This is a genomic window from Psychrobacillus sp. FSL K6-2843 (assembly GCF_038626375.1).
GTDB lineage: Bacteria > Bacillota > Bacilli > Bacillales_A > Planococcaceae > Psychrobacillus > Psychrobacillus faecigallinarum.
Genome location: NZ_CP152021.1, coordinates 308,779 through 328,435 on the forward strand (window position 1 = coordinate 308,779; position 19,657 = coordinate 328,435).

The 19,657-nt window shown below is 37.8% G+C and carries 23 protein-coding genes; 16 read left to right on the forward strand and 7 right to left on the reverse strand.

The features are described from left to right. The first annotated feature begins 91 nt into the window (after positions 1-91). The 4 genes from MKY94_RS01570 (at position 92) to MKY94_RS01585 (ending at position 3,235) form a co-directional block, all read left to right on the forward strand. Positions 92-769: an HAD-IA family hydrolase gene (locus MKY94_RS01570; protein ID WP_342577872.1), complete on the forward strand. Its 678-nt coding sequence runs from the start codon at positions 92-94 to the stop codon at positions 767-769. A gap of 4 nt (positions 770-773) precedes the next feature. Beyond that, positions 774-1,526 (forward strand): DUF2071 domain-containing protein, encoded by a 753-nt coding sequence (locus tag MKY94_RS01575; RefSeq protein ID WP_342577874.1) that lies wholly within the window; start codon positions 774-776, stop codon positions 1,524-1,526. 22 nt (positions 1,527-1,548) lie between these two features. Then, on the forward strand, positions 1,549-2,493 hold the full coding sequence (locus MKY94_RS01580; protein ID WP_342577876.1) for an MBL fold metallo-hydrolase: 945 nt from the start codon (positions 1,549-1,551) through the stop codon (positions 2,491-2,493). A 259-nt stretch (positions 2,494-2,752) separates the two neighbouring features. Next, complete coding sequence (locus MKY94_RS01585; RefSeq protein ID WP_342577878.1) at positions 2,753-3,235, forward strand: hypothetical protein; 483 nt, start codon at positions 2,753-2,755, stop codon at positions 3,233-3,235. Positions 3,236-3,271: 36 nt separating this feature from the next. Here the strand turns inward: MKY94_RS01585 and MKY94_RS01590 are convergent, their stop codons facing one another. The 4 genes from MKY94_RS01590 to MKY94_RS01605 are packed head-to-tail and all read right to left on the reverse strand — an operon-like array spanning position 3,272 to position 5,443. Then, positions 3,272-3,655: an SLAP domain-containing protein gene (locus MKY94_RS01590; protein WP_342577879.1), complete on the reverse strand. Its 384-nt coding sequence runs from the start codon at positions 3,653-3,655 to the stop codon at positions 3,272-3,274. A gap of 36 nt (positions 3,656-3,691) precedes the next feature. Beyond that, positions 3,692-3,991, reverse strand: coding sequence for a hypothetical protein (locus tag MKY94_RS01595; RefSeq protein WP_144538435.1), 300 nt, complete (start codon positions 3,989-3,991; stop codon positions 3,692-3,694). Beyond that, positions 3,973-4,962, reverse strand: coding sequence for an anti sigma factor C-terminal domain-containing protein (locus MKY94_RS01600; protein WP_342577880.1), 990 nt, complete (start codon positions 4,960-4,962; stop codon positions 3,973-3,975). The genes MKY94_RS01595 and MKY94_RS01600 overlap by 19 nt, the downstream gene beginning before the upstream one ends. Next, complete coding sequence (locus tag MKY94_RS01605) at positions 4,955-5,443, reverse strand: sigma-70 family RNA polymerase sigma factor (RefSeq protein WP_342577881.1); 489 nt, start codon at positions 5,441-5,443, stop codon at positions 4,955-4,957. Before MKY94_RS01605 ends, MKY94_RS01600 begins: the two co-directional genes overlap by 8 nt. Before the next feature lie 147 nt (positions 5,444-5,590). Between MKY94_RS01605 and MKY94_RS01610 the strand changes: the two genes are divergently transcribed. Next, entirely contained in the window at positions 5,591-6,565 is a 975-nt protein-coding gene (locus tag MKY94_RS01610; protein ID WP_342577882.1) for a macro domain-containing protein, read from the forward strand. Between the two features lie 44 nt (positions 6,566-6,609). Here the strand turns inward: MKY94_RS01610 and MKY94_RS01615 are convergent, their stop codons facing one another. Together MKY94_RS01615 and MKY94_RS01620 are read right to left on the reverse strand one after the other, a co-directional pair. Then, complete coding sequence (locus MKY94_RS01615) at positions 6,610-6,834, reverse strand: sulfurtransferase TusA family protein (RefSeq protein WP_144538438.1); 225 nt, start codon at positions 6,832-6,834, stop codon at positions 6,610-6,612. Between the two features lie 70 nt (positions 6,835-6,904). After that, the gene (locus MKY94_RS01620) at positions 6,905-7,960 is read right to left on the reverse strand and encodes a YeeE/YedE family protein (protein ID WP_342578641.1); all 1,056 of its coding nucleotides are present in this window, start codon (positions 7,958-7,960) and stop codon (positions 6,905-6,907) included. A 211-nt stretch (positions 7,961-8,171) separates the two neighbouring features. Here MKY94_RS01620 and MKY94_RS01625 point away from each other — a divergent pair, with 211 nt between their 5' ends. Further along, positions 8,172-8,828, forward strand: coding sequence for a vWA domain-containing protein (locus MKY94_RS01625; protein ID WP_342577883.1), 657 nt, complete (start codon positions 8,172-8,174; stop codon positions 8,826-8,828). Between the two features lie 158 nt (positions 8,829-8,986). Continuing rightward, positions 8,987-9,898, forward strand: a complete 912-nt coding sequence (gene hemH, locus MKY94_RS01630) for a ferrochelatase (RefSeq protein WP_342577884.1) — start codon at positions 8,987-8,989, stop codon at positions 9,896-9,898. Between the two features lie 46 nt (positions 9,899-9,944). Here the strand turns inward: hemH and MKY94_RS01635 are convergent, their stop codons facing one another. After that, the gene (locus tag MKY94_RS01635) at positions 9,945-10,310 is read right to left on the reverse strand and encodes a hypothetical protein (protein ID WP_340862408.1); all 366 of its coding nucleotides are present in this window, start codon (positions 10,308-10,310) and stop codon (positions 9,945-9,947) included. A gap of 234 nt (positions 10,311-10,544) precedes the next feature. On the opposite strand from MKY94_RS01635, the gene MKY94_RS01640 reads away from it, so the two are divergent. From MKY94_RS01640 to MKY94_RS01680, 9 genes are all read left to right on the forward strand, one after another. Further along, positions 10,545-11,090, forward strand: coding sequence for an alpha/beta hydrolase (locus tag MKY94_RS01640; RefSeq protein ID WP_342577887.1), 546 nt, complete (start codon positions 10,545-10,547; stop codon positions 11,088-11,090). 26 nt (positions 11,091-11,116) lie between these two features. Continuing rightward, positions 11,117-11,251 carry a hypothetical protein gene (locus tag MKY94_RS01645; protein WP_342577888.1) on the forward strand — a complete coding sequence of 45 codons (135 nt, stop codon included), beginning with the start codon at positions 11,117-11,119 and terminating at the stop codon, positions 11,249-11,251. A gap of 106 nt (positions 11,252-11,357) precedes the next feature. Beyond that, positions 11,358-12,020 carry an SIMPL domain-containing protein gene (locus MKY94_RS01650; RefSeq protein WP_342577889.1) on the forward strand — a complete coding sequence of 221 codons (663 nt, stop codon included), beginning with the start codon at positions 11,358-11,360 and terminating at the stop codon, positions 12,018-12,020. Positions 12,021-12,117: 97 nt separating this feature from the next. Continuing rightward, positions 12,118-13,323 (forward strand): EAL-associated domain-containing protein, encoded by a 1,206-nt coding sequence (locus MKY94_RS01655; RefSeq protein ID WP_340862411.1) that lies wholly within the window; start codon positions 12,118-12,120, stop codon positions 13,321-13,323. A 251-nt stretch (positions 13,324-13,574) separates the two neighbouring features. Continuing rightward, positions 13,575-14,786: a NupC/NupG family nucleoside CNT transporter gene (locus tag MKY94_RS01660; RefSeq protein WP_144538445.1), complete on the forward strand. Its 1,212-nt coding sequence runs from the start codon at positions 13,575-13,577 to the stop codon at positions 14,784-14,786. Between the two features lie 244 nt (positions 14,787-15,030). Then, positions 15,031-15,804, forward strand: a complete 774-nt coding sequence (locus tag MKY94_RS01665) for an ABC transporter ATP-binding protein (protein WP_144538446.1) — start codon at positions 15,031-15,033, stop codon at positions 15,802-15,804. A 16-nt stretch (positions 15,805-15,820) separates the two neighbouring features. Beyond that, positions 15,821-17,698, forward strand: a complete 1,878-nt coding sequence (locus tag MKY94_RS01670; RefSeq protein ID WP_342577891.1) for an AMP-binding protein — start codon at positions 15,821-15,823, stop codon at positions 17,696-17,698. Next, a complete protein-coding gene (locus MKY94_RS01675) occupies positions 17,695-18,579 on the forward strand; it encodes a branched-chain amino acid ABC transporter permease (protein WP_342577892.1) in 885 nt (294 codons plus the stop codon). Before MKY94_RS01670 ends, MKY94_RS01675 begins: the two co-directional genes overlap by 4 nt. A gap of 4 nt (positions 18,580-18,583) precedes the next feature. Further along, the gene (locus MKY94_RS01680; protein WP_144538449.1) at positions 18,584-19,645 is read left to right on the forward strand and encodes a branched-chain amino acid ABC transporter permease; all 1,062 of its coding nucleotides are present in this window, start codon (positions 18,584-18,586) and stop codon (positions 19,643-19,645) included. Positions 19,646-19,657 lie beyond the last annotated feature (12 nt).

The window sequence follows — 19,657 nt, forward strand, 5'->3', positions numbered from 1 at the left end:
AATAATTGGCCTCAAATCTCCCAGTAGGAAGGTTTTTGCTTATAATCTGTAGAAGGTTACCTGTAACTCACAAAATTTAGGGGTGACCTTTTTGATTCAAGCGGTGTTTTTTGATTTGTTTGAGACACTTATTACGGAATGGAAAGAGGGAGGTAAGAAAGCAAGCTACTCTGTAGAATCTCTTGGATTGGAGGAATCGCTCTATAAAAGAGAATGGCATGCGAGAGTTAATGAAAGAATGGACGGAACTTATCTCGATCATCCTAGTGTTTTAAGAGAAATATTAAAAGAAAACGGCCTACCAATTGATGAACAGGCCATCAAAATAATACATGAGCAAAGGGTATTTGTTAAGTCGGTCGCCTTTGAGAATATAGATGAATCTATTATAAAAATGATAGAAAATTTTAAAGCCTTGGATATTAAAATTGGACTTATTAGTAATTGTACTTCAGAAGAGGTAGAAGCCTGGAATAAGTGTTTGTTGCCGTCTTATTTTGATGACGTAGTATTCTCTTACCTAGTGAGAGAGCGTAAACCAAATCCAGCAATCTACCTAATTGCCTGCAACAATCTAAATGTGCATCCTGAGCATTGTTTATTTATAGGAGATGGGGGTTCCGATGAGCTAAGGGGAGCAATTGAGGTGGGGATGAGACCTTACCAGGCTATATGGTTTTTACCGTCTAGCGTAAGCAATCAACTCTACGGATTTCCTAAGTTAAAACAGCCAATGGAGATAATAGACATTGTAAAAGAAAAGGAGTAAAGCTATGGAGGACAAAAAAGATAAATGGGATGCTATTCACCGGTCCTGGCCACTCCCTAAACTACCTTGGACGATGACCCAGACATGGAATGACCTGTTGTTTGTACATTATCCTATTGATCTTAATGTTTTACGAAAAATCGTACCTGACGTACTGCCTTTAGATTCGTTTAATGGCAAAGGTTGGATTGGTGTCGTTCCTTTCCATATGACAAACATTAGGCTGCGTGGAACACCAAGAGTTCCTGGGACCGATTGTTTTGCTGAGTTGAATGTTCGAACTTATGTCACGATAAATGGAAAGCCAGGCGTGTTTTTCTTTAGTTTGGATGCGGAAAATTTACTTGCCGTGAAGGTGGCCCGAACGGTATACCATTTACCTTATATGCATGCAGATATGAAGGTAGTTAGAAGCCAATCGACCATCGAATATTCAAGCAAGCGGCGACATGGTGTAAATGCAAAGCTAGAATGCAGTTACCGTCCTATCTCCCAACCATTCTATGCAGAAGAAGGCAGTTTTGAGGAGTGGCTGACAGAGCGCTATTGCTTATATACGTTAAGTAAAAAAGGGGAGCCACTCCGTTGTGACATACTTCATAGGAAGTGGCCATTACAGCAGGCGGAGGCGGAAATTCGAGTAAATACCATGCTTTCCGAGCAGGGAATCCAGGTGGAAGGCGATGAGCCAGTCCTACATTATTCCAAAAGTATGGAGGTTAGAATGTGGCCATTAGTTTCCGCGATGGACAATTAAGAGTGAAAAAGGAGGAAGTAAGATGAAAAACAGATATCCATTAAAGCTGAATGACAGAATATATTTAATCGATGGTTATGATATGGGATTAACAGAAAGAACAGGTACATATGTCATTCAGGAAGAGAAATTAACAATAGTGGAAACAGGACCAAGTCCCTCGGTCAAGCATTTGAAGGAAGGTTTACAGGAACTGGGATTCTCCTTAGATGAGGTTAAATATATTATTGTGACACATATTCATCTAGATCATGCTGGGGGAGCAGGCCTGTTATTGCAGGAATGTCCTAATGCGAAAGTAGTTGTGCATCCAAAGGGTGCCAGACATTTGGCTGAGCCTGAGCGACTTATTGCAGGCGCAAGAGCAGTATATGGTTCAAAATTTGATGACTTGTTTGATCCTATTGTTGCGATTCCAGAGGAAAGACTGTTAACCAGGGCAGAAGGAGAAACGTTACAGATTGGAGAAAGTTGTACACTGACCTTCTTTGATACTCCGGGTCATGCCAATCATCATTTTGGCATTTATGATCCGGTCAGTAATGGCATGTTTTCAGGAGACACGGTTGGAGTTCGTTACGAGCAGCTAGCTAAAGATGGTGTTGATCTAGTGCTACCTTCCACTTCACCAAATCAATTCAATCCAGAGGCGATGCAAAAAGCTATCGAGCGATTCCAAAATATGAAATTAAGCTATATTTACTATGGTCACTTTGGAATGACTGCTGATGCAGAAGCAGGACTAGCGCAGGTTTCTGAATGGCTTCCGTTATTCTTGGAAACGGCAAAGGACGTTAAAAGAGAACAAAAAGACCATGAGGAGCTGGCAAAAAGACTTCAGGCATTAGTAAAGGATCATTTAAGAGGGCAAGAGATTCCTGATGACCATGAAGTATATCAAATCATCCAAATTGACACCGAGGTTGGTGCTATGGGGTTATTGGATTATTTGGAGAAGCAACATTAAAAAATTACACAGGGTGTAGAAAAAGTAAAAGTAAGAGATTAACAGAGATATAGTTTTAGTAGGAACAAAATGTTTAAAATATTTTCTACAAAATGCTCCATTTGTCATAGAAAAGCAGGCCCTTACCGTTTGTTTTAAAGTCCAGAGGGAAAGAAGCTGAAACTTTGTTATGGCTGCTCAGAATATGCAACGAGACGAGCTTATAAAAAATTGTCATAAAAGAAAAATATAAGATGTGTAACTAGAGTGGAGGTTCTTGTTGAAGAAAAAAATTTACATCCTTTTAGGAGCTCTCATATCGTTTGTGCTCTTTGTATTGGGAGCTCTCTATTTAAATGAACGGTTATTTCAGGGGGAATATTATCATTACGAAGATGGCGTGACAATTGAGGTGACTAATTCAAGTGATGAAGAACTAACCAATTTAAGTTTTATTATTAACCCACTCTTCCAGGATTTATGTAGTATCGGAAGTTTGGAGCCTAAGGAGAGTATAAGTCTTTATACTCCCGCTATAAATAAGGTTGGTAATGATCGGAGCTTATATTTAAAGTATCTCAACAACCAAATGAGAGAAGAACAGGTAAGTCTCGCTTATCTAGCCTCGTACAATCCTAGAAAAATTGTGGTTATTTTAGATATAACTGGCAAGGATCATATGGGAAGATTCTTATATCGTGTTAAAGGATTTGATAATGTTAGCCATTTTGAGTATGAAATAACTACTCACGAAGATAATTGAAAAGGATGGTCGTGATTTAAGTCACAATCATCCTTTTTAAATAGAATGTATTTGTAATCTTCCATTTTCTAAAAAGCCTGCAGCGATATAACTTCCTTCTGGAAATATAAATGTCCAAGGCATACTAGCTTTAGGAGGGATTATAAGCATCGTTAGTGTGAATAGGTGTCTTGCCTTTATCTCGTTGCCAATGGCATAGACTAACCGAGTCTGGTCAAAGATGAGCTTCTGATCGGTAAAATTATGTACCAGGACAGTTACAAGAAACTCTTTTTTATAATTGATTGCTTCCCGAATAGGAGTGAAAAGAATATCCTCGATCATCAGGTCTTTCGTTTTCAGAAAAATGAGTTCAATTTGTTCTCGATCCTGGGTAGCTACTGCTTTGTCCCAGGACTTTTCCCATTGTAGCTTCTGCATATTAAATCCCTCCTCATGAAACTAGTTTAGCATTTCTTACGGAAACGGGATAACCATCCAGCCTAAAAAGAAAATAACTGTTTGAAATAGCATGAGAAATACTCCCAAACCAATACCCCATACACCTAGTGATCGGCTAGTTCTTGAAAATAGAGCCAAAACGCTTAAAATAATCGTAAGTCCAACTGCAATTGAGTAAAGGCTATTTATATCAATAGCAAAGTTTGTTAAAATCCCGATGTTTAGAAAAAATAGAGCAGCCAATCCACTTAAAATTCCAATCCAGCCTGCAATGTTTAATATACGATCGAAACGTTTTAATGTGACCAATTCCATAATTTCACCTCACCAATTTTTAATGTCCGTATAACGCTTAGATCCTTTAATCCAAGCAGGTCTTGTTTTGGACCTGTCACTACTACTGCGTATGTCTTCACACCATTTTTTTCTATATATTCAATGCGTTCAGATAGAGCTAAATTCTTAGCGCTAGACACTTCTGTCGCTAATTCTTCATGCTTAACGATAAACTGGAGAATATCGATAAAAGCCTCTTCATTGGAAGCCACATCTCTAAAAGGTGACCAATAAGTTTGATCAAGCTGTATAGGATAACCAATTGGAGAAACGACATCTCCATCCTTACTTAAATTTTTGTCTTCTACACCAGTATCAATAGCTGCCCACACGATATCTACATTAGGCATTAGTTTTTCTATTTCTTCTACATCTACTACATCGTTTAACGAAATGTAGGCCTCTGCTACTGTTTCATCAGGTAAGCCTTCGAGAACCTTCCATTCACGAGAATTATCAATTTCATTGCGATTATCTGGGTGGGTCAACCAAGGATTTGTTTCTGTAGGATGTTTAGCACCCACTCGCTCAAGAGATGTATCCACTTCTTTTTTAGAAAGACTCCCTAGCGTAAATTGTAAGGTGTAAGTGTTCGCTATATAATCCTCTTCTCCGATACGTTTATACTGGTCGAATCCTAGCTTCATAGAAAAGGGGGTAAATTCCATGTCAAATTCCATTTCCTCTAGTGAAGTGTTGGGTTCCGTCACGTATAATGTGTTGCTCGCAACATCCATTAGTGTTGTAGAGCTTGTACCAAATGCATAGTAGATAAAGGTTAAAAGATAACTGATTGGCACAATGAGTAATCCAGTCGTAAGGGTTGCAAGAATCAATTTCCACCTAGATGAAGAAATACTTCTTCTCATAGATTTTTGTAATTTATTTGTATCAGTTGCATTCTCCCAATCTCTTTTGGAGTTCGCAAGTAATTTCTCATATTCATCCATTTTTCGTTTCCTCCTTTGTCAGTAACAACCTCATTTTCTTTCTCCCACGAAGTAAATGGCTCTTCACTGTATTTAATTTCAAGTCTAATATATTAGCTGCCTGCTCATAAGTGCATTCATGTACGTCACAAAGCATTATTGCCTGCTTTTCATATGGAGATAACTGATCCAATAACTTTAAGAGCGCTCGGTATGATTCTTCCTCCAATACAACTGTCTCGGGGGTATCTATAGTTTGGGTTTCAATATTGTTAGAAGGCTGCGTGTGGTTTTCCTTCCGTATGTAATCTATAAATGTATAGTAGGCCACTTTAAATAACCACGGCTTGATATCTCTAATTTCATTGGAAAGTAAAGCGACGTGGGCTTTATAAAACGTGTCCTGCATTAAGTCCTCTGCGATAGCTTTATTTTTGCACAGAGAATAGATGTAACGATAAATATCGTTCACATACTGTAAATAAAGCATTTCAATGTCCATTTCTTCCCACCTTTCACATTATCCTCGTATGGAGTATTTAAAAAGTTGCAATAAAATAAAAAAATATGTCATACTTTTCAACTTGTTCTGTTTTGTCTATCATTTAACTTAATAGAAAATGACCGTGAGGGAAAGGGGATAGAGAGGATGCCATTAGAAATCGTTCGAAACGATATTACGAAAATGCATGTAGATGCTATTGTTAATGCGGCAAATCGAGACCTCCAAATGGGAGGCGGTGTATGCGGAGCAATCTTTCAGGCGGCTGGATCGACGAGGCTACAAGAGGCTTGTAATAATCTAGGGAGTTGTCCTACAGGCGAAGCTGTAATGACCGAAGCCTTTCAATTAAAAGCTAAATATATTATTCATACAGTAGGGCCAGTATGGGAAGGTGGTTCAAATAAAGAAGAGGAGCTACTAAAGGCATGCTACAAAAATTCATTGGATTTAGCTTCATCATATGGATGTGAATCTATTGCTTTCCCTTTAATTTCTTCCGGTATATACGGTTATCCAAAGGAGCAGGCACTACAAGTTGCAATTTCTACGATAAGTTCCTTCTTAATGAAACATGAAATGCTTGTTTATATCGTTGTGTTTGATAAAAAAGCGTTTAAATTAAGTGAGAAACTGTTTAGGTCTATCGAAGAATTTATCGATGAGCATTATGTAGACGAGATGGATTTAAGCTTCGGGAGGAATAGAAGGGAAAGGTATCTACAAGAAGATTTAATGGAGGTGCAATCCAATCAGACTCTAGAGGAAATGGTAGAGCATATGGATAAGTCCTTCTCCGAGACGCTTCTTTGCTACATAGACGCGAAGGGTATGAGTGATGTGGCAGTATACAAAAGAGCGAATATTGATCGTCGTCTGTTTTCTAAAATCAGAAATAACAAAGATTATACCCCATTAAAGAAAACTGTAGTTGCCTTTGCTATTGCTCTACAATTAGATCTAAAAGAAACAAATGAACTACTAGGAAAAGCAGGCTATACGCTATCTAGAAGTCATAAATTTGATGTTATTATTGAGTATTTTATCCAACAAGAAAACTATAATATATACGAGATTAATGAGGCCCTGTTTAGTTTTGACCAAGTAATATTAGGAGCATAAAAGAAAAAGAGGGATCCTGACTAGTGTCTGGATCCCCTAATATATTATTTCTTTTTAACTGTAATTGTCCAAGCTGCATCACTTAGCTGTTCGTAGTTAGTGATGTTGTGTCCTTCTTCTGCTGCCCAACGAGGGATGCTTTCAGTAGCCTGTGTACAATCGAACTCAATTACAAGCTCGTCACCTGAGTTTAATTCAGCGATAGCTTCTTTTGCTTCTACTAAAGGGAAAGGACAAACCATTCCCATAACTTCTAATACTTGTTTCATATAAAATCTCTCCTTTTTTATGATAAGTAATTTTTAAAATTGGTGGTTGAGGAGCAGTCTCTCGCACTTATTAAGCTGTTTTTACACTTGCTTTCATTGCTTTGTTTTTTTGGCGTCCACGGACAAATACGAAGTATACCGCAGTCCATGTTCCGAGAATCATAAATACTAAAGCAATCCAACCTTGCCAAGTCATCATGGCAGTCATAACTAAACCATTACCTATAGAGCATCCACCAGCTAAGCTAGCGCCGAAGCCCATTAAATTACCACCCACAAAACTATTAATACCCGTTTTAACATCGGGCATTCTGAAGCGGAACTCGCGGCTGGCTTTTGCTGCGATAAATGAGCCGATGAAAATACCAAGCACTAAAAATACGCCCCAATTGATAAACGCAGTGTCACCGGTAGTTAAATACTGGAGGATGTTAGCGGAAGGAGTAGTAATCCCTAGCCCTCCTATACGTCCTGTTGCCACACTTAATGGCCATGCTAAAACTGCAATAGCGCCAACTAAAACTGCTGTTACAAATGGATGCCAGCGTTTTTCAAATAAAATATGTGCTAACCCAGTTCTTTTAGCTTTCAATGATGGAATGAAGACTTTTGGTTTCGTCACTTCTTTATAAACAATCCATCCTACAATAGCAACTAATATTCCTATTAAAATCCATACATTGATTCCAAGTGTTTCGGGAATTGAGTTAGTTGATAGCTGAGGAGAGCTTATTTTATCGTTTAAAGGTACCAATACCCCAGTTTTCATGATTGTAGCCATTAGCATATATCCTGCTAAAGCAATCCAGCTTCCGATTAAGCCTTCTCCAGCACGATACCAAGTACCTGTCGCACATCCTCCTGCTAACACAATACCGATACCAAAAATAAATGAACCTACTATAATTGCTAATAATGGTAGAGTCCCAGCATTAAATTCAAAAATGCCTAACTCTATTAATGTATAGACACCTACACTTTGAACGGCAATTGCTATTAATAACGCATAAAACATGCGATTGTCTTTTGTTAAGTACATGTCACGGAAACCGCCAGTCAAGCAAAATCTACCACGTTGCATGACGAATCCCAATAGGGCTCCACAAAATAAGCCTGTAATGAGCATTTGTATCACGTTTATCCCGCCTTCTTTTTAATTCATACTAAACTGATAGGATTATATTACATTGGAACAGTAATTATGACAATGTTTTTGCTCGAAAAAAATGATTGCCAATTTGTGGGGAGAAATATGAATGTCCCTTCGAAAGCGACCTTTTATATAGTAGTAATTGATATTCTACATTTGTAAACAAAAAACAAATGGAGGAAATATAATGAAAAATAATTTAACAGAACTAGTTTTTATATTAGACAAAAGTGGTTCAATGGCAGGGCTGGAGACAGATACTATTGGAGGGTTCAATGCCATGCTTGCGAACCAAAAGAAGGAAGAAGGAGATGCAATCGTTACAACCGTATTGTTTAACGATAACTATGACCTATTGCATGATCGGATAAATGTTAAGGGCGTTTCGTCAATCACGGAGCAAGATTATCAGGTAGGGGGGATGACAGCTTTACTCGATGCAATAGGATCATCCATACAGAAAATCGGGAATATACAAAAAAGAACTAGCCACGAGGAACGTGCAGATAGGGTATTATTTGTTATTACGACTGATGGGATGGAAAACTCTAGCTGTGAGTACACATATGAAAAAATTAGAGCAATGATTTCACATCAGAAAGAAAAGTATGGGTGGGAATTCATATTTCTCGGCGCCAATATTGATGCAATTGCTACTGCGGCTAATTTTGGGATTGCAGAGGAGTTTGCAGTAAAATACCATGCAGACAAAGAAGGAACTCGCTTGAACTACGAATCTGTTAGTAACGTAGTATCCTCCTATCGAAAAGATACCAACATAGATCGTTCATGGAAGCAGGGAATAGAGAGAGATTTTAATAGCCGCAAGCAACAAAGAAAATAAACATATATATATTAAGGTCAGTCAAACGACTGGCCTTTTGAAATAAAGTAGATGCTTTTGTCTAGATTTCATCATATTGGAGTTCAAATGATAAAAGCTATGATGCTCTTTTATTTTTCTTATAATGTCTACTAGACTAGAAGGGAGTAAAAAGAACAATGATTGGAATTATTTTTTATGCGTATGGAGCTCCAAAATCAAAAGATGATTTACCTGATTTTTTTGCCCACCTTATTCAAGGGAAAGAGGTAACCATAAAGATGATAGGGGACTTTGTTAAAAGATATCGAGAGTTCGGATCCAATGATCCATTGGGTGCACATTCCGAACGCATTGCTCAAGGGTTGGAGAAATTATTGTCTAACTATCCTAAAGACATAAAAGTATATAATGCCTACAAGCATACGTTTCCTTATTTAAATGAGACGCTTAAGAGAATGATAGAAGATGGGGTAGATACCGTTGTTACTTTCTCAGTAAACCCTATATTTTCTCTAAGTGGAGCTGGTGTGTATCAAAAAGAAGTAGAGGATTTCCTAAATCGATCAGGAGAAAATAAAAAGCTTATTCATATCGAAAAATGGAATACTCACCCAGCTATTATTTCTGTTTACGCCGATCGAGTGAGGTGCGCCTACAAGTGGCTTCCGGCACATGTACAGGATGATGCATTTGTATTATTTACCGTCCATAGCCAACCTCTCTACCCAGAAGGAAACGATGATTATATTGAACAATTTCAAGCAATGGCTCAGGCTGTTGCAAGAGAAGCTGGGGTATCTAACTGGATGATGTCTTATCGCAGTGCTAGCAGTAAGGTAGGATGGCTTGGTCCAGATGTCAAGGATACTATCAGGTCGTTAGCAGCAGCGGGCTCTCGAGGATTTGTAACATGCGAGCTTTTATCCATAGTAACTGACATGGAATCCTATTTTGAAATAGGAAGAGATACACAACTTGTTAGCGAAGAGTTAAAGGTAGAGTTTGTCCGTTCTGAATTTCCCGGAGATTCATTTGATACGGTTATTGCATTGGCGGAAATAGTGAAGGAACAAATAACGAAGTGTTAAACAAAAAAAGAACCTCATTTGTCTGAAGTTCTTTTTATAGCTATTACTATTCATACAACGTACTATCTAAGTCCCCATCTTCCTGATAAATAGCGAGAATTCCATTATGATCATTGACGTAAGGCTTTGCCTTTTCAAGCAAGGCTTCCTTGGTATCCTCTGAGAAAATAGCGCGTTCTCCACCATCCTTTAGTAGTACCCAGTCATCCTCTCGGGCTTTTACTTCATATCTTGGTCGGCCGCTATCATCTCCGTTCACTGCCTTCCTAGCCTGAGCAGTTGCAATAGCAATTGCTCTTCCTTCATCCGTGTCATCTCTTAATAATGCATTGGCTATTTCAATAGCCTTCTCTCGAATGTCTGGCTCAAGATTTTTCATTGAATCTGGATAATCATTTTTACTCCACGGCATCCCTATCGCCTCCTTGCTTAAAATTTCCCGAAAACTATTTAATATAAACATACGAGTTGGAAATATTGAAGGAAAAAATAGGAGCACACTTTAAATTAACTAAATATTTTTAATTTATATATATTTAACTTTTCTATTTATGTATAATTTTATATATACCATATTTTGTAAGGGTTATTCGGATGTATCCATCTTTAACTAAACATGAGCAATTGATTGGAGAGGGGCTACTAAATGATTTTACATACACATATTCAGGGAAGTGGAGAGCCGCTTATCTTTTTACATACTGGACTACAGACAGGGGATACTGATTTTGAATATCAAAGGGAGTTTTTCTGCAAAAGCTATCGGGTGTTCTCTCCAGATTTAAGAGGGCACGGTCAGTCGGCTTCAGATGAAATAGAAGACTTCTTTATAGATTCTGCACATGATTTATTAGAAACCATCGAGCATTATGGATTAGCTAAGGTTCATTTGGTTGGATGTTCACTTGGAGCTATTGTGGCTGTACAATTTGCAAGGCTATTTCCAGCTAGCGTTCATACACTTACTGTTTCGGGCATTATGCCTGTTAAACCAAATAACTGGCTTGATTTACATATGCAGGACGTAAGGACTCAGGAAAAGGTTTTGCTAAACGATGAGTTCGTCCATTATTTCAATCAACTACATTTATCTGATTGGAGGCGGTTCATCTACTTAGGGAAAAAAGAGGATTGGTATCCTTTTGAGGATATGTTATCAATGTATCGATTCCATTCCCTGTACTTTACATAGTAGGGGAAAACAATGCTCATGAAACCGTGGGAGCAACAATTTATCCGAAAGAAAACAAGCACATACATGTGGCCATAATTCCTTTTGCAGGACATTTAGTGCATGAGGATCAACCGGTTATTTATACAAAAGTAGTGGAGGCATTTCTAAAGAAACAATGATACTGCAAGAAAGAAATGTAACAAGAGTCCAATATTCTCCGCTTGTGAAATTATTATTTTAAACAAGTTTTTTGGATGAGGAGCATATGCTATTTGTATATGCAATATGGAAGGGGATCTTATGTATACAAATGCTTTACAGCCTTGTCCTCTAATTAGAACTATTTCCGTTAATGGGGAGGGAACGGTAAAGGTTCCGCCGAATCATGCTTTCCTGCAGGTAGAAGTTAGTACGGAAGGCAACGAAGTAGAGGAAGCTCAACAAAGAAATGCAGCAATTATGAATCAGGTTATTCAATCTATACTGGAGTTAGAAATTCCGAGAGAGAATATTCAAACCGCTGTATATAATATTTTCCCTCGTTACGATTTTGTAGATGGGAAACAGGTTTTCAGAGGATATGAGGTGACTAATGCCATCTCAGTGAAAATACCTGACGTAGGCCTAGTTGGAAAAGTAATTGATACAGCAGTCAGTAATGGAGCTAATCGAATTTCTTCTATAGAATTTCGATTAGATAACGAAGAAACATACTATCAAATGGCACTTAGCAAGGCATTACTTAATGCACAGTCAAAGGCTAAGACGATAGCAGATACGATGAGGCTTTCTGTTGCTCCTCAAGTAATAGAAATAGTGGAAAACAACGAAGGAAGCCCTATAGTGCCGTATAGAATGATGTCACTGGATTCTGCTGTCGGAGCAACTCCTATTGAACAGGGCGTTATCACGATTAAAGCAAATGTTACAGTTAAGTTTCAGTTTTAATAATTATAATTTTTTTTGTATAAAAATACGGAAAGTCCATTTGCATAATACCTTTTTACGACTTATCATGTATTTATGGAGATAAGGGGGGTTCAGGATGGATGCAATCGATGTTCTAACTAACTTAGATAATGTAAAGGTTTATTTTCAACCTATCTTTAGCGCAGACGAGCATGTCGTTGTTGCATACGAGGTTTCTGGCAAACTAAAATACGATGACAAGCTCCTCGACCTAAATAGTTTCGCTTACGATGAGGAGGTTCCCGAAGAATATAGAAATGATGTGGAGCATAAAATCCTCCATATTGCTTTGGGAGAGCTTGTTAATCAGCCAAAGAACTTTGATATTTATCTGCCATGTAATGCTAATTTGCTTGTGCTAGATTACGGAGAAAGCTTCTTTGAAATTATCAAGCACTATATTCCTGAGGAAGAACTTTCTCGAGTGGTTTTAGTGATATCTGAACATGATTTTAAAGGTGATTTTCATCAATTAAATAATGTAGTGCGCTATTTCAAAACTTATGGAATAAAAATAGCCATTAACCAGCTAGGCTCTGAGAGTCATTTAGACTATATTCAAATGCTTGCACCTAATATACTTAAAGTAAATATTGAACAGCTAAGCTATGAATCATGGGGAGTACAAAATGACCTCTTTACATCACTTAGTTCATTGGCGCGTAAAATTGGAGCAAATATGTTGTTCGAAGGTATCGATACTGTCCATCAACTTCAATTTGCTTGGAAGAATAGTGGCAGATACTATCAGGGGAAATATTTGGCTGAAGCAAGTACAGTACTAATTCCTCGTAATCAACTAAAGAAAAGCTTTAAGGATAGATGTCGTCAATTTATTGCTACTGAAAAACGGATATTGGAAGAGAATTTTAATGCATTGAAGGAATTACAAAACAAACTAGAGAAAAAGGTCCAAGCGATTAAATCATCTAGTGAGGATGTAAATCAATTATTGCAGTTGGCGGAAGAATTGGGTGAATACTCATTCCGTCTTTATATTTGTGATGAGGAGGGCTTCCAGACATCACCGAATATTGTTCGAATTGATTCCAAATGGCGAATTCAAGAAGAAGCAATTAACAAAAATTGGAGCTGGCGACCATACTTTTTGAAAACCATCATTAAAATGAGAAATGATCAGAGTGGCGTGTTCTCGGATGTTTATAGTGATATTGAAACAGGAGAAATGACGAGAACTTTCTCAGTTCCAATCAATAACAGCGAGTATATTTTTATTGATATTTCCTATGACTATTTATTTAAAAAAAATATATTCAGATAAAAAAAGCCTGCTTTCTTAAAAGAAAGCAGGCTTTTTTGAAAAGTTTTACATCGTCAGTATTTCTAAACTTTAAGACAATTGAATAATAACTCCGTCGAAATCCTATTTCTAAGATTTCGATTTTTTTATGTGTGTCAATATAAATTATTATAAAATGATTAACCGGTTTTTTCGAAGAAAATAGGGAATAGCTAGAATATGTCTAAATTGAGTAAAGCTATTAACACACTAAAAAAGAAGGTGTTTTGCATATGAATATACTTTGGGGAATGGCTGGTATTCTTGTTGTTTTAGCGATAGCATTTCTTCTCTCCAATGCCAAAAGGTCAATAAATTTAAGGACTATATTAATTGGCTTAGCCATACAGCTTGTATTTGCATTTATCGTATTAAAGTGGGATTTAGGGCGGAAAGCATTGCTTATGCTTTCAGAAGGGGTACAAAATTTAACTGGGTATGCTAGCGAGGGTATCTCTTTCTTATTTGGTTCACTATCTGATGTTGATCAGTTTGGTAGCATCTTTGTTATACAGGTTTTGACCATTATTATTTTCTTCTCAGCTTTGATTTCTGTTTTATATTATTTGGGCATCATGCAATTTTTCATAAAAATTATTGGAGGAGGACTTTCAAAGCTTTTAGGAACTAGTAGAGCTGAATCAGTATCGGCTGCTGCTAATATCTTTGTTGGACAAACAGAGGCTCCTTTAGTTGTTCGTCCCTTTATTGCAAATATGACAAAATCAGAGCTTTTTGCCGTTATGACTGGAGGACTTGCATCAGTATCGGGATCTGTTTTAGTAGGATATTCATTATTAGGCGTACCTCTCGAATACTTACTTGCTGCGAGCTTCATGGCTGCACCAGCGGGACTGATAATGGCAAAATTAATCTTTCCTGAAACTGAAACAATTGATGATACAAATTTTAAGCTGGAAAAGGATGATTCAAAAGTAAATGTTATTGATGCTGCTGCAAGTGGAGCAGCAGATGGGATGAAACTGGCAGTGAATGTGGGGGCAATGTTATTAGCATTTATTGCTTTGATTGCTCTTTTAAACGGCCTTATTGGCGGAATTACTGGGCTATTCGGCTATAAGGGAGTTACTATAGAAGGTATTTTAGGCTTTATCTTTTCTCCACTAGCTTTTGCAATAGGCGTCCCGTGGTCGGAGGCAGTGGAAGCCGGGTCCTTTATAGGTCAAAAGCTAGTTTTGAATGAGTTTGTTGCCTATAAGTCATTTACTGATGAGATGGCGGGACTTTCCCAAAAAACAAATCTTGTTGTAAGCTTTGCTCTTTGCGGCTTTGCAAATTTGAGCTCTATGGCAATATTGTTAGGTGGATTAGGTTCATTGGCTCCAAACCGACGAGAGGATATTGCACGCCTAGGATTTAAGGCGGTTATCGCTGGAGCGTTAGCGTCATTATTGAGTGCAGCAATAGCGGGAATGTTTTTATAAAATAGAAAAATTATTTGTCGAATAATGATTTTACAAAACCTCCTATGGGACTAGACATAGGGGGTTTTTATTTTGATGAATAAAAGATATTTACCACCACTCATTTTAATTCAACAGTTTCAAACATATAACGACAAAATATTAGGAAATAAGTCGCATTAATTTCATTGACAAAGCTATTGAATGTACAGTAATATTCAAAAAAAGCTTAACTGTAAACCCTTACATAAAAGGAGGAGTCCTAGTGGATCCTATATTAGAGATAAAAAATGTTTCTTTACAATTTGGTGGAGTGAAGGCGCTAGAGGATGTCAGCTACCATATAAACAGAGGGGAGATTTTTTCATTAATAGGGCCAAATGGAGCTGGGAAAACTAGTATGTTGAATTGTATCAGTGGTCTCTATCATCCGACTAGTGGCTCCATTTTATATAATGGACAGGAAATTATAAATATGAAGCCTTATAATCGTACTGCACTAGGGATTGCTAGAGCATTTCAAAATATAGCGTTATTTGCCCATATGTCCGTTCTTGATAATCTAAAGCTTGGAAGACATTCATTGATGAACTCAGGTCCTCTAAGTGGCGGGTTATACGTTGGGAAAGCAGCAAGGGAAGAGATAGAGCATAGAAAGAAGGTAGAAGAGGTAATTGAATTTTTAGAGTTACAGGATATTCGTCATATTCCAGTCGGCACGCTGCCTTATGGATTACAAAAAAGAGTGGAGGTAGGAAGAGCGCTGGCATTAAGTCCAGACTTGATATTATTGGATGAACCAATGGCCGGGATGAATAATGCTGAAAAAGATATTATGTCTCACTTTATCTTGGAAATGCATGAGGTTATGGATATAACGGTAGTATTAATTGAGCATGATTTGGGTGTTGTAATGAATTTATCTGACCATATAGCTGTGTTAGATTTTGGTAGGCGTATTGGTTTTGGAACTCCAGCAGAAATTCAAGAAAATCCAAACGTTATAAAGGCCTATATTGGAGAAGAAACCGTTATTTAGAAAGGGGAAACTAGGAATGGATAGAAAAACATTACCCACTCTTTTAGCGGAAAGGTCTGCTAACCATCAGCAAGAGATTGCTCTAAGACAAAAGCATCTAGGAATATGGAATGAGGTAACTTGGGGAGAATATGTTAAAAAGGTAAATCAACTGTCTATTGTTTTATATGAATATTTTGATTTTTATAAAGGAGAAAGTCTTGCGATTATTGGGGATAATAGGCCTGAGTGGGTTTATACTCAGCTTGCAGTTCAAAGTTTAGGTGGCGTAGCAGTAGGGATTTATCCAGAATCTTTACCCGAACAGCTTGTATTCTACTTAAATGACTGTCAAGCGCGTATTGTAGTTGTTGAAAATCATGAGCAAGTAGATAAATTATTAGAAATTGAAGAGCAAATACCTTTAATTGAGCAAATAATCTTTTATAACAAACAGGGGATGAGGAATTATAAGCATCCGAAGTTGGTAGATTTTGAGGATTTATTAACGGATGGGATAGCATTGTTGAGAGAAAGAGCAAAATTCTCTTTAGAACCACTTCCAGAGGTTTTCGCAGATGATCCAGCAATCATTGCGTATAGTGCAGCTACATCCGGAACGCCTAAGGGAGTTATTTTAACTCATGCAAATCTTATACAGGCAGCAGTGGGTCTGTTAGCAATAGATAAAGTGAAAACGAAGGATGATTATTTTTCCTTCCTACCTTTTGCATGGGTTCATGAACAGATATTAGGAATAGTAACTCCATTAATAGAAGGAACAGTAGTTAACTTCCCTGAAAGACCCCAAACAGTTTTAGGAGACTTAAGAGAGATAGGGCCACACACATTATTAGCGACGCCAAGAGTCTATCAATCTATTATGTCTAGCTTTACTAACAGAATGGAAGCATCTAGCAAATTTAAAAAGACTATTTTTAGATACTTTAAGAAATTCGGTGACAAGGTAGCTTATGCAGAATTAAACCAAGAATCTCTTCGATTCATTGATAAAGCCATGTATATATTAGGAGATATGGTCATTTTTAGTGCTATCCGAGACCATTTAGGATTGGCAAGAGTTAAAAGAGCCTATGTTGCAGGAGCGGCATTACATTCAGAAGCGTTTTACTTTTATCACAGCATCGGAGTAAACCTTAAGCAAACCTATGGGGGAACTGAGGTTGCTGGAATAGCCTTTGTCCAAAGAGATAAAGAAGTAAGAGCCGGGAGTTCAGGGAAGGCTCTACCAAATACGATGGCTAAAATTGGCGAGGATGGAGCAGTTTATATTAAAAATACTGCTGTTACAAACGGCAGCGTAAATGGGGAAAATGAACAGGGATTAGACGGATGGATATCCTTAGGGGATTGCGGTCACCTTGAGGATGATGGCCATCTATATATATTAGATCGAATAGAGGATATTATTGTTAACCAAAATGGTGAGGTTATATATCCAAGATTGATAGAAAGTAAGTTGAAGTCAAATTCCTACATTCTAGAGGCAGTTTGCTTTGGTCAAAATAAGCCATATGTTACTGCCATTATAAATATGGATTGGATAAGCGTGGGGAGATGGGCAGATAAGAAAAAAATAACTTATACAGAATATGCGGAGTTGGCCAGACACAGTCAAGTAATAGAGTTTCTTGAACGACAGGTGTCATTACTAATGAATGAATTGCCTGCCTTTGCAAGGGTAAAAAAATTTACTCTTCTACACAAGCCGTTTTCTGTGGATGATGGAGAGCTCACCCGAACCTATAAAATTAGAAGGAAGTTTATAGAAAATCGTTATGAGATGCTAATAGATGGTATGTATACAGAAAAAGAAAACATCTCTATGGGGATGAGTGAGAATGAGGTTTTGCGAGTGGTTCAACTAAATAGAGAGCAGGAGGTGACTTTATGACATTTTTTCTTCAAATGCTTGTCACTGGTGTGGTCGTAGGAAGTATTTATGGACTTGTAGCATTAGGATTCGTGTTGATTTATAGGGCAAGTGGTGCACTAAATTTGGCAAATGGAGAGTTTGTTATTATAGGTCCCTATATTTGCTTAGTTTTGATAACTGCTTACCGTATTCCATTTTTCATTGCATTGCTGATAACACTTATATTCAGCGCACTCCTAGGGCTAATCGTGGAGCGATTAGTTATTAGACCAATACAAAATGCGCCTGTCGTGTCCGTTATTATGGCGACTATTGGACTGTCTAGTTTGTTGGGAGGAGCAGTTCATATGATTTGGGGTCATCAAACAAGAATGTTCCCTAAAATATTCCCGACGACGCCTATAAATGTTTCTGGGATTATTATTAGTCCCGTTTATCTTTGGTCCTTCGCAATTGTGATAATTCTACTCACGATATTCCTATTGCTGTTCAAATTCTCTAAAATGGGAATCGCCATGCGAGCGGTAGCGGATGACCGACAGGCTGCTATGTCTATGGGCATAAGTGTGAAATATGTGTATGCAGCGACCTGGACTATAGCTGCTGTAGTTGCGGCGGTAGGTGGAATATTACTAGGAAATATCAATGGACTAAGCCCCACTATGTCAGCTATTGGTTTGACCGTCCTTCCAGTTGTAATACTAGGTGGATTGGACAGTGTTCTTGGAGCAATTGTAGGTGGTTTTGTAATTGGTATTCTTCAAAATCTGGCGGGAGGATACATAGATCCACTCGTTGGAGGAGGTTTAAAGGAGGTTGCTCCATTTATAGTGGTTTTACTCATCTTAATGTTAAAACCATACGGATTATTTGGTAGTAGAACAATTGAGAGGGTGTGAACCTGTGAGAAACCTGTTTGTTAGAGAAAGTGGAAATTATAAAACCTCCTATTTAGATGACGCCAAAATGTTTGGGACGACCTCTGGCAAGGTCAAGGGTCTATTAATAGTAGCGATAGTCCTCCTGCTCCCATTAGTTACCACCAATTATTGGATAGGCTTGCTTACTTTATGTGCTATCTCGGCAGTTGGGGCAATCGGACTTAATATATTGACCGGTTTTACAGGCCAAATCTCTATAGGAGTAGGAGCATTTTTAGGAGTGGGGGGATACACCTCAGCTATTCTTACTTCCACATATGGATTGAGTTTTTGGATTTCTCTACCACTAGCTGGCATTATTACAGCTTTAATAGGGGGACTGTTTGGAATACCGTCCCTGCGCTTGAAAGGATTGTACTTGGCGATTGCTACTTTGGCTGCACAAGTTATTATTTTATTCGTCATTAGTAGATGGGATAGTTTGACGGGCGGCACTGCTGGGATGGTCTTGAATCGGCCGAAGGTGGGAAATGTGTCTTTGACAAGTAATACACAGTATTACTATCTTTGTGTCATCATTTTATTACTCACAATCATGTATGCCACTAATTTATTGAGAACGAGGACTGGCCGAGCTTTTCTAGCTGTCAGAGACAGAGATATTGCCGCACAAATAATGGGGATTAATTTATTTAAATATAAAGTGATGGCTTTTGCCATAAGTTCATTTTTTGTAGGAATCTCTGGTGCATTGCTTGCACACTATACGATGATTGTAAGTCCCGAGCTCTATAATTTCCATGTATCTATTGAGTACCTTGCCATGATTTTAATAGGTGGTTTGGGAAGTGTGTTCGGTTCTATTTTAGGGGCGGCATTTATCACGCTGCTGCCTGTAATGCTAGGCTCATTCATAGATATTTTGGCAGCATTTATGCCTGATTTCTATCAGCTGTTTTCAGCCTTTAAAGACTTTGTATTTGGAGCGGTGATAATTTTGTTCTTAATCTTTGAGCCAGGGGGACTCGCACATATATGGATCAATATAAAGAAGTACTTTAGGCTTTGGCCATTTTCATATTAGCTAGTTAGTTTT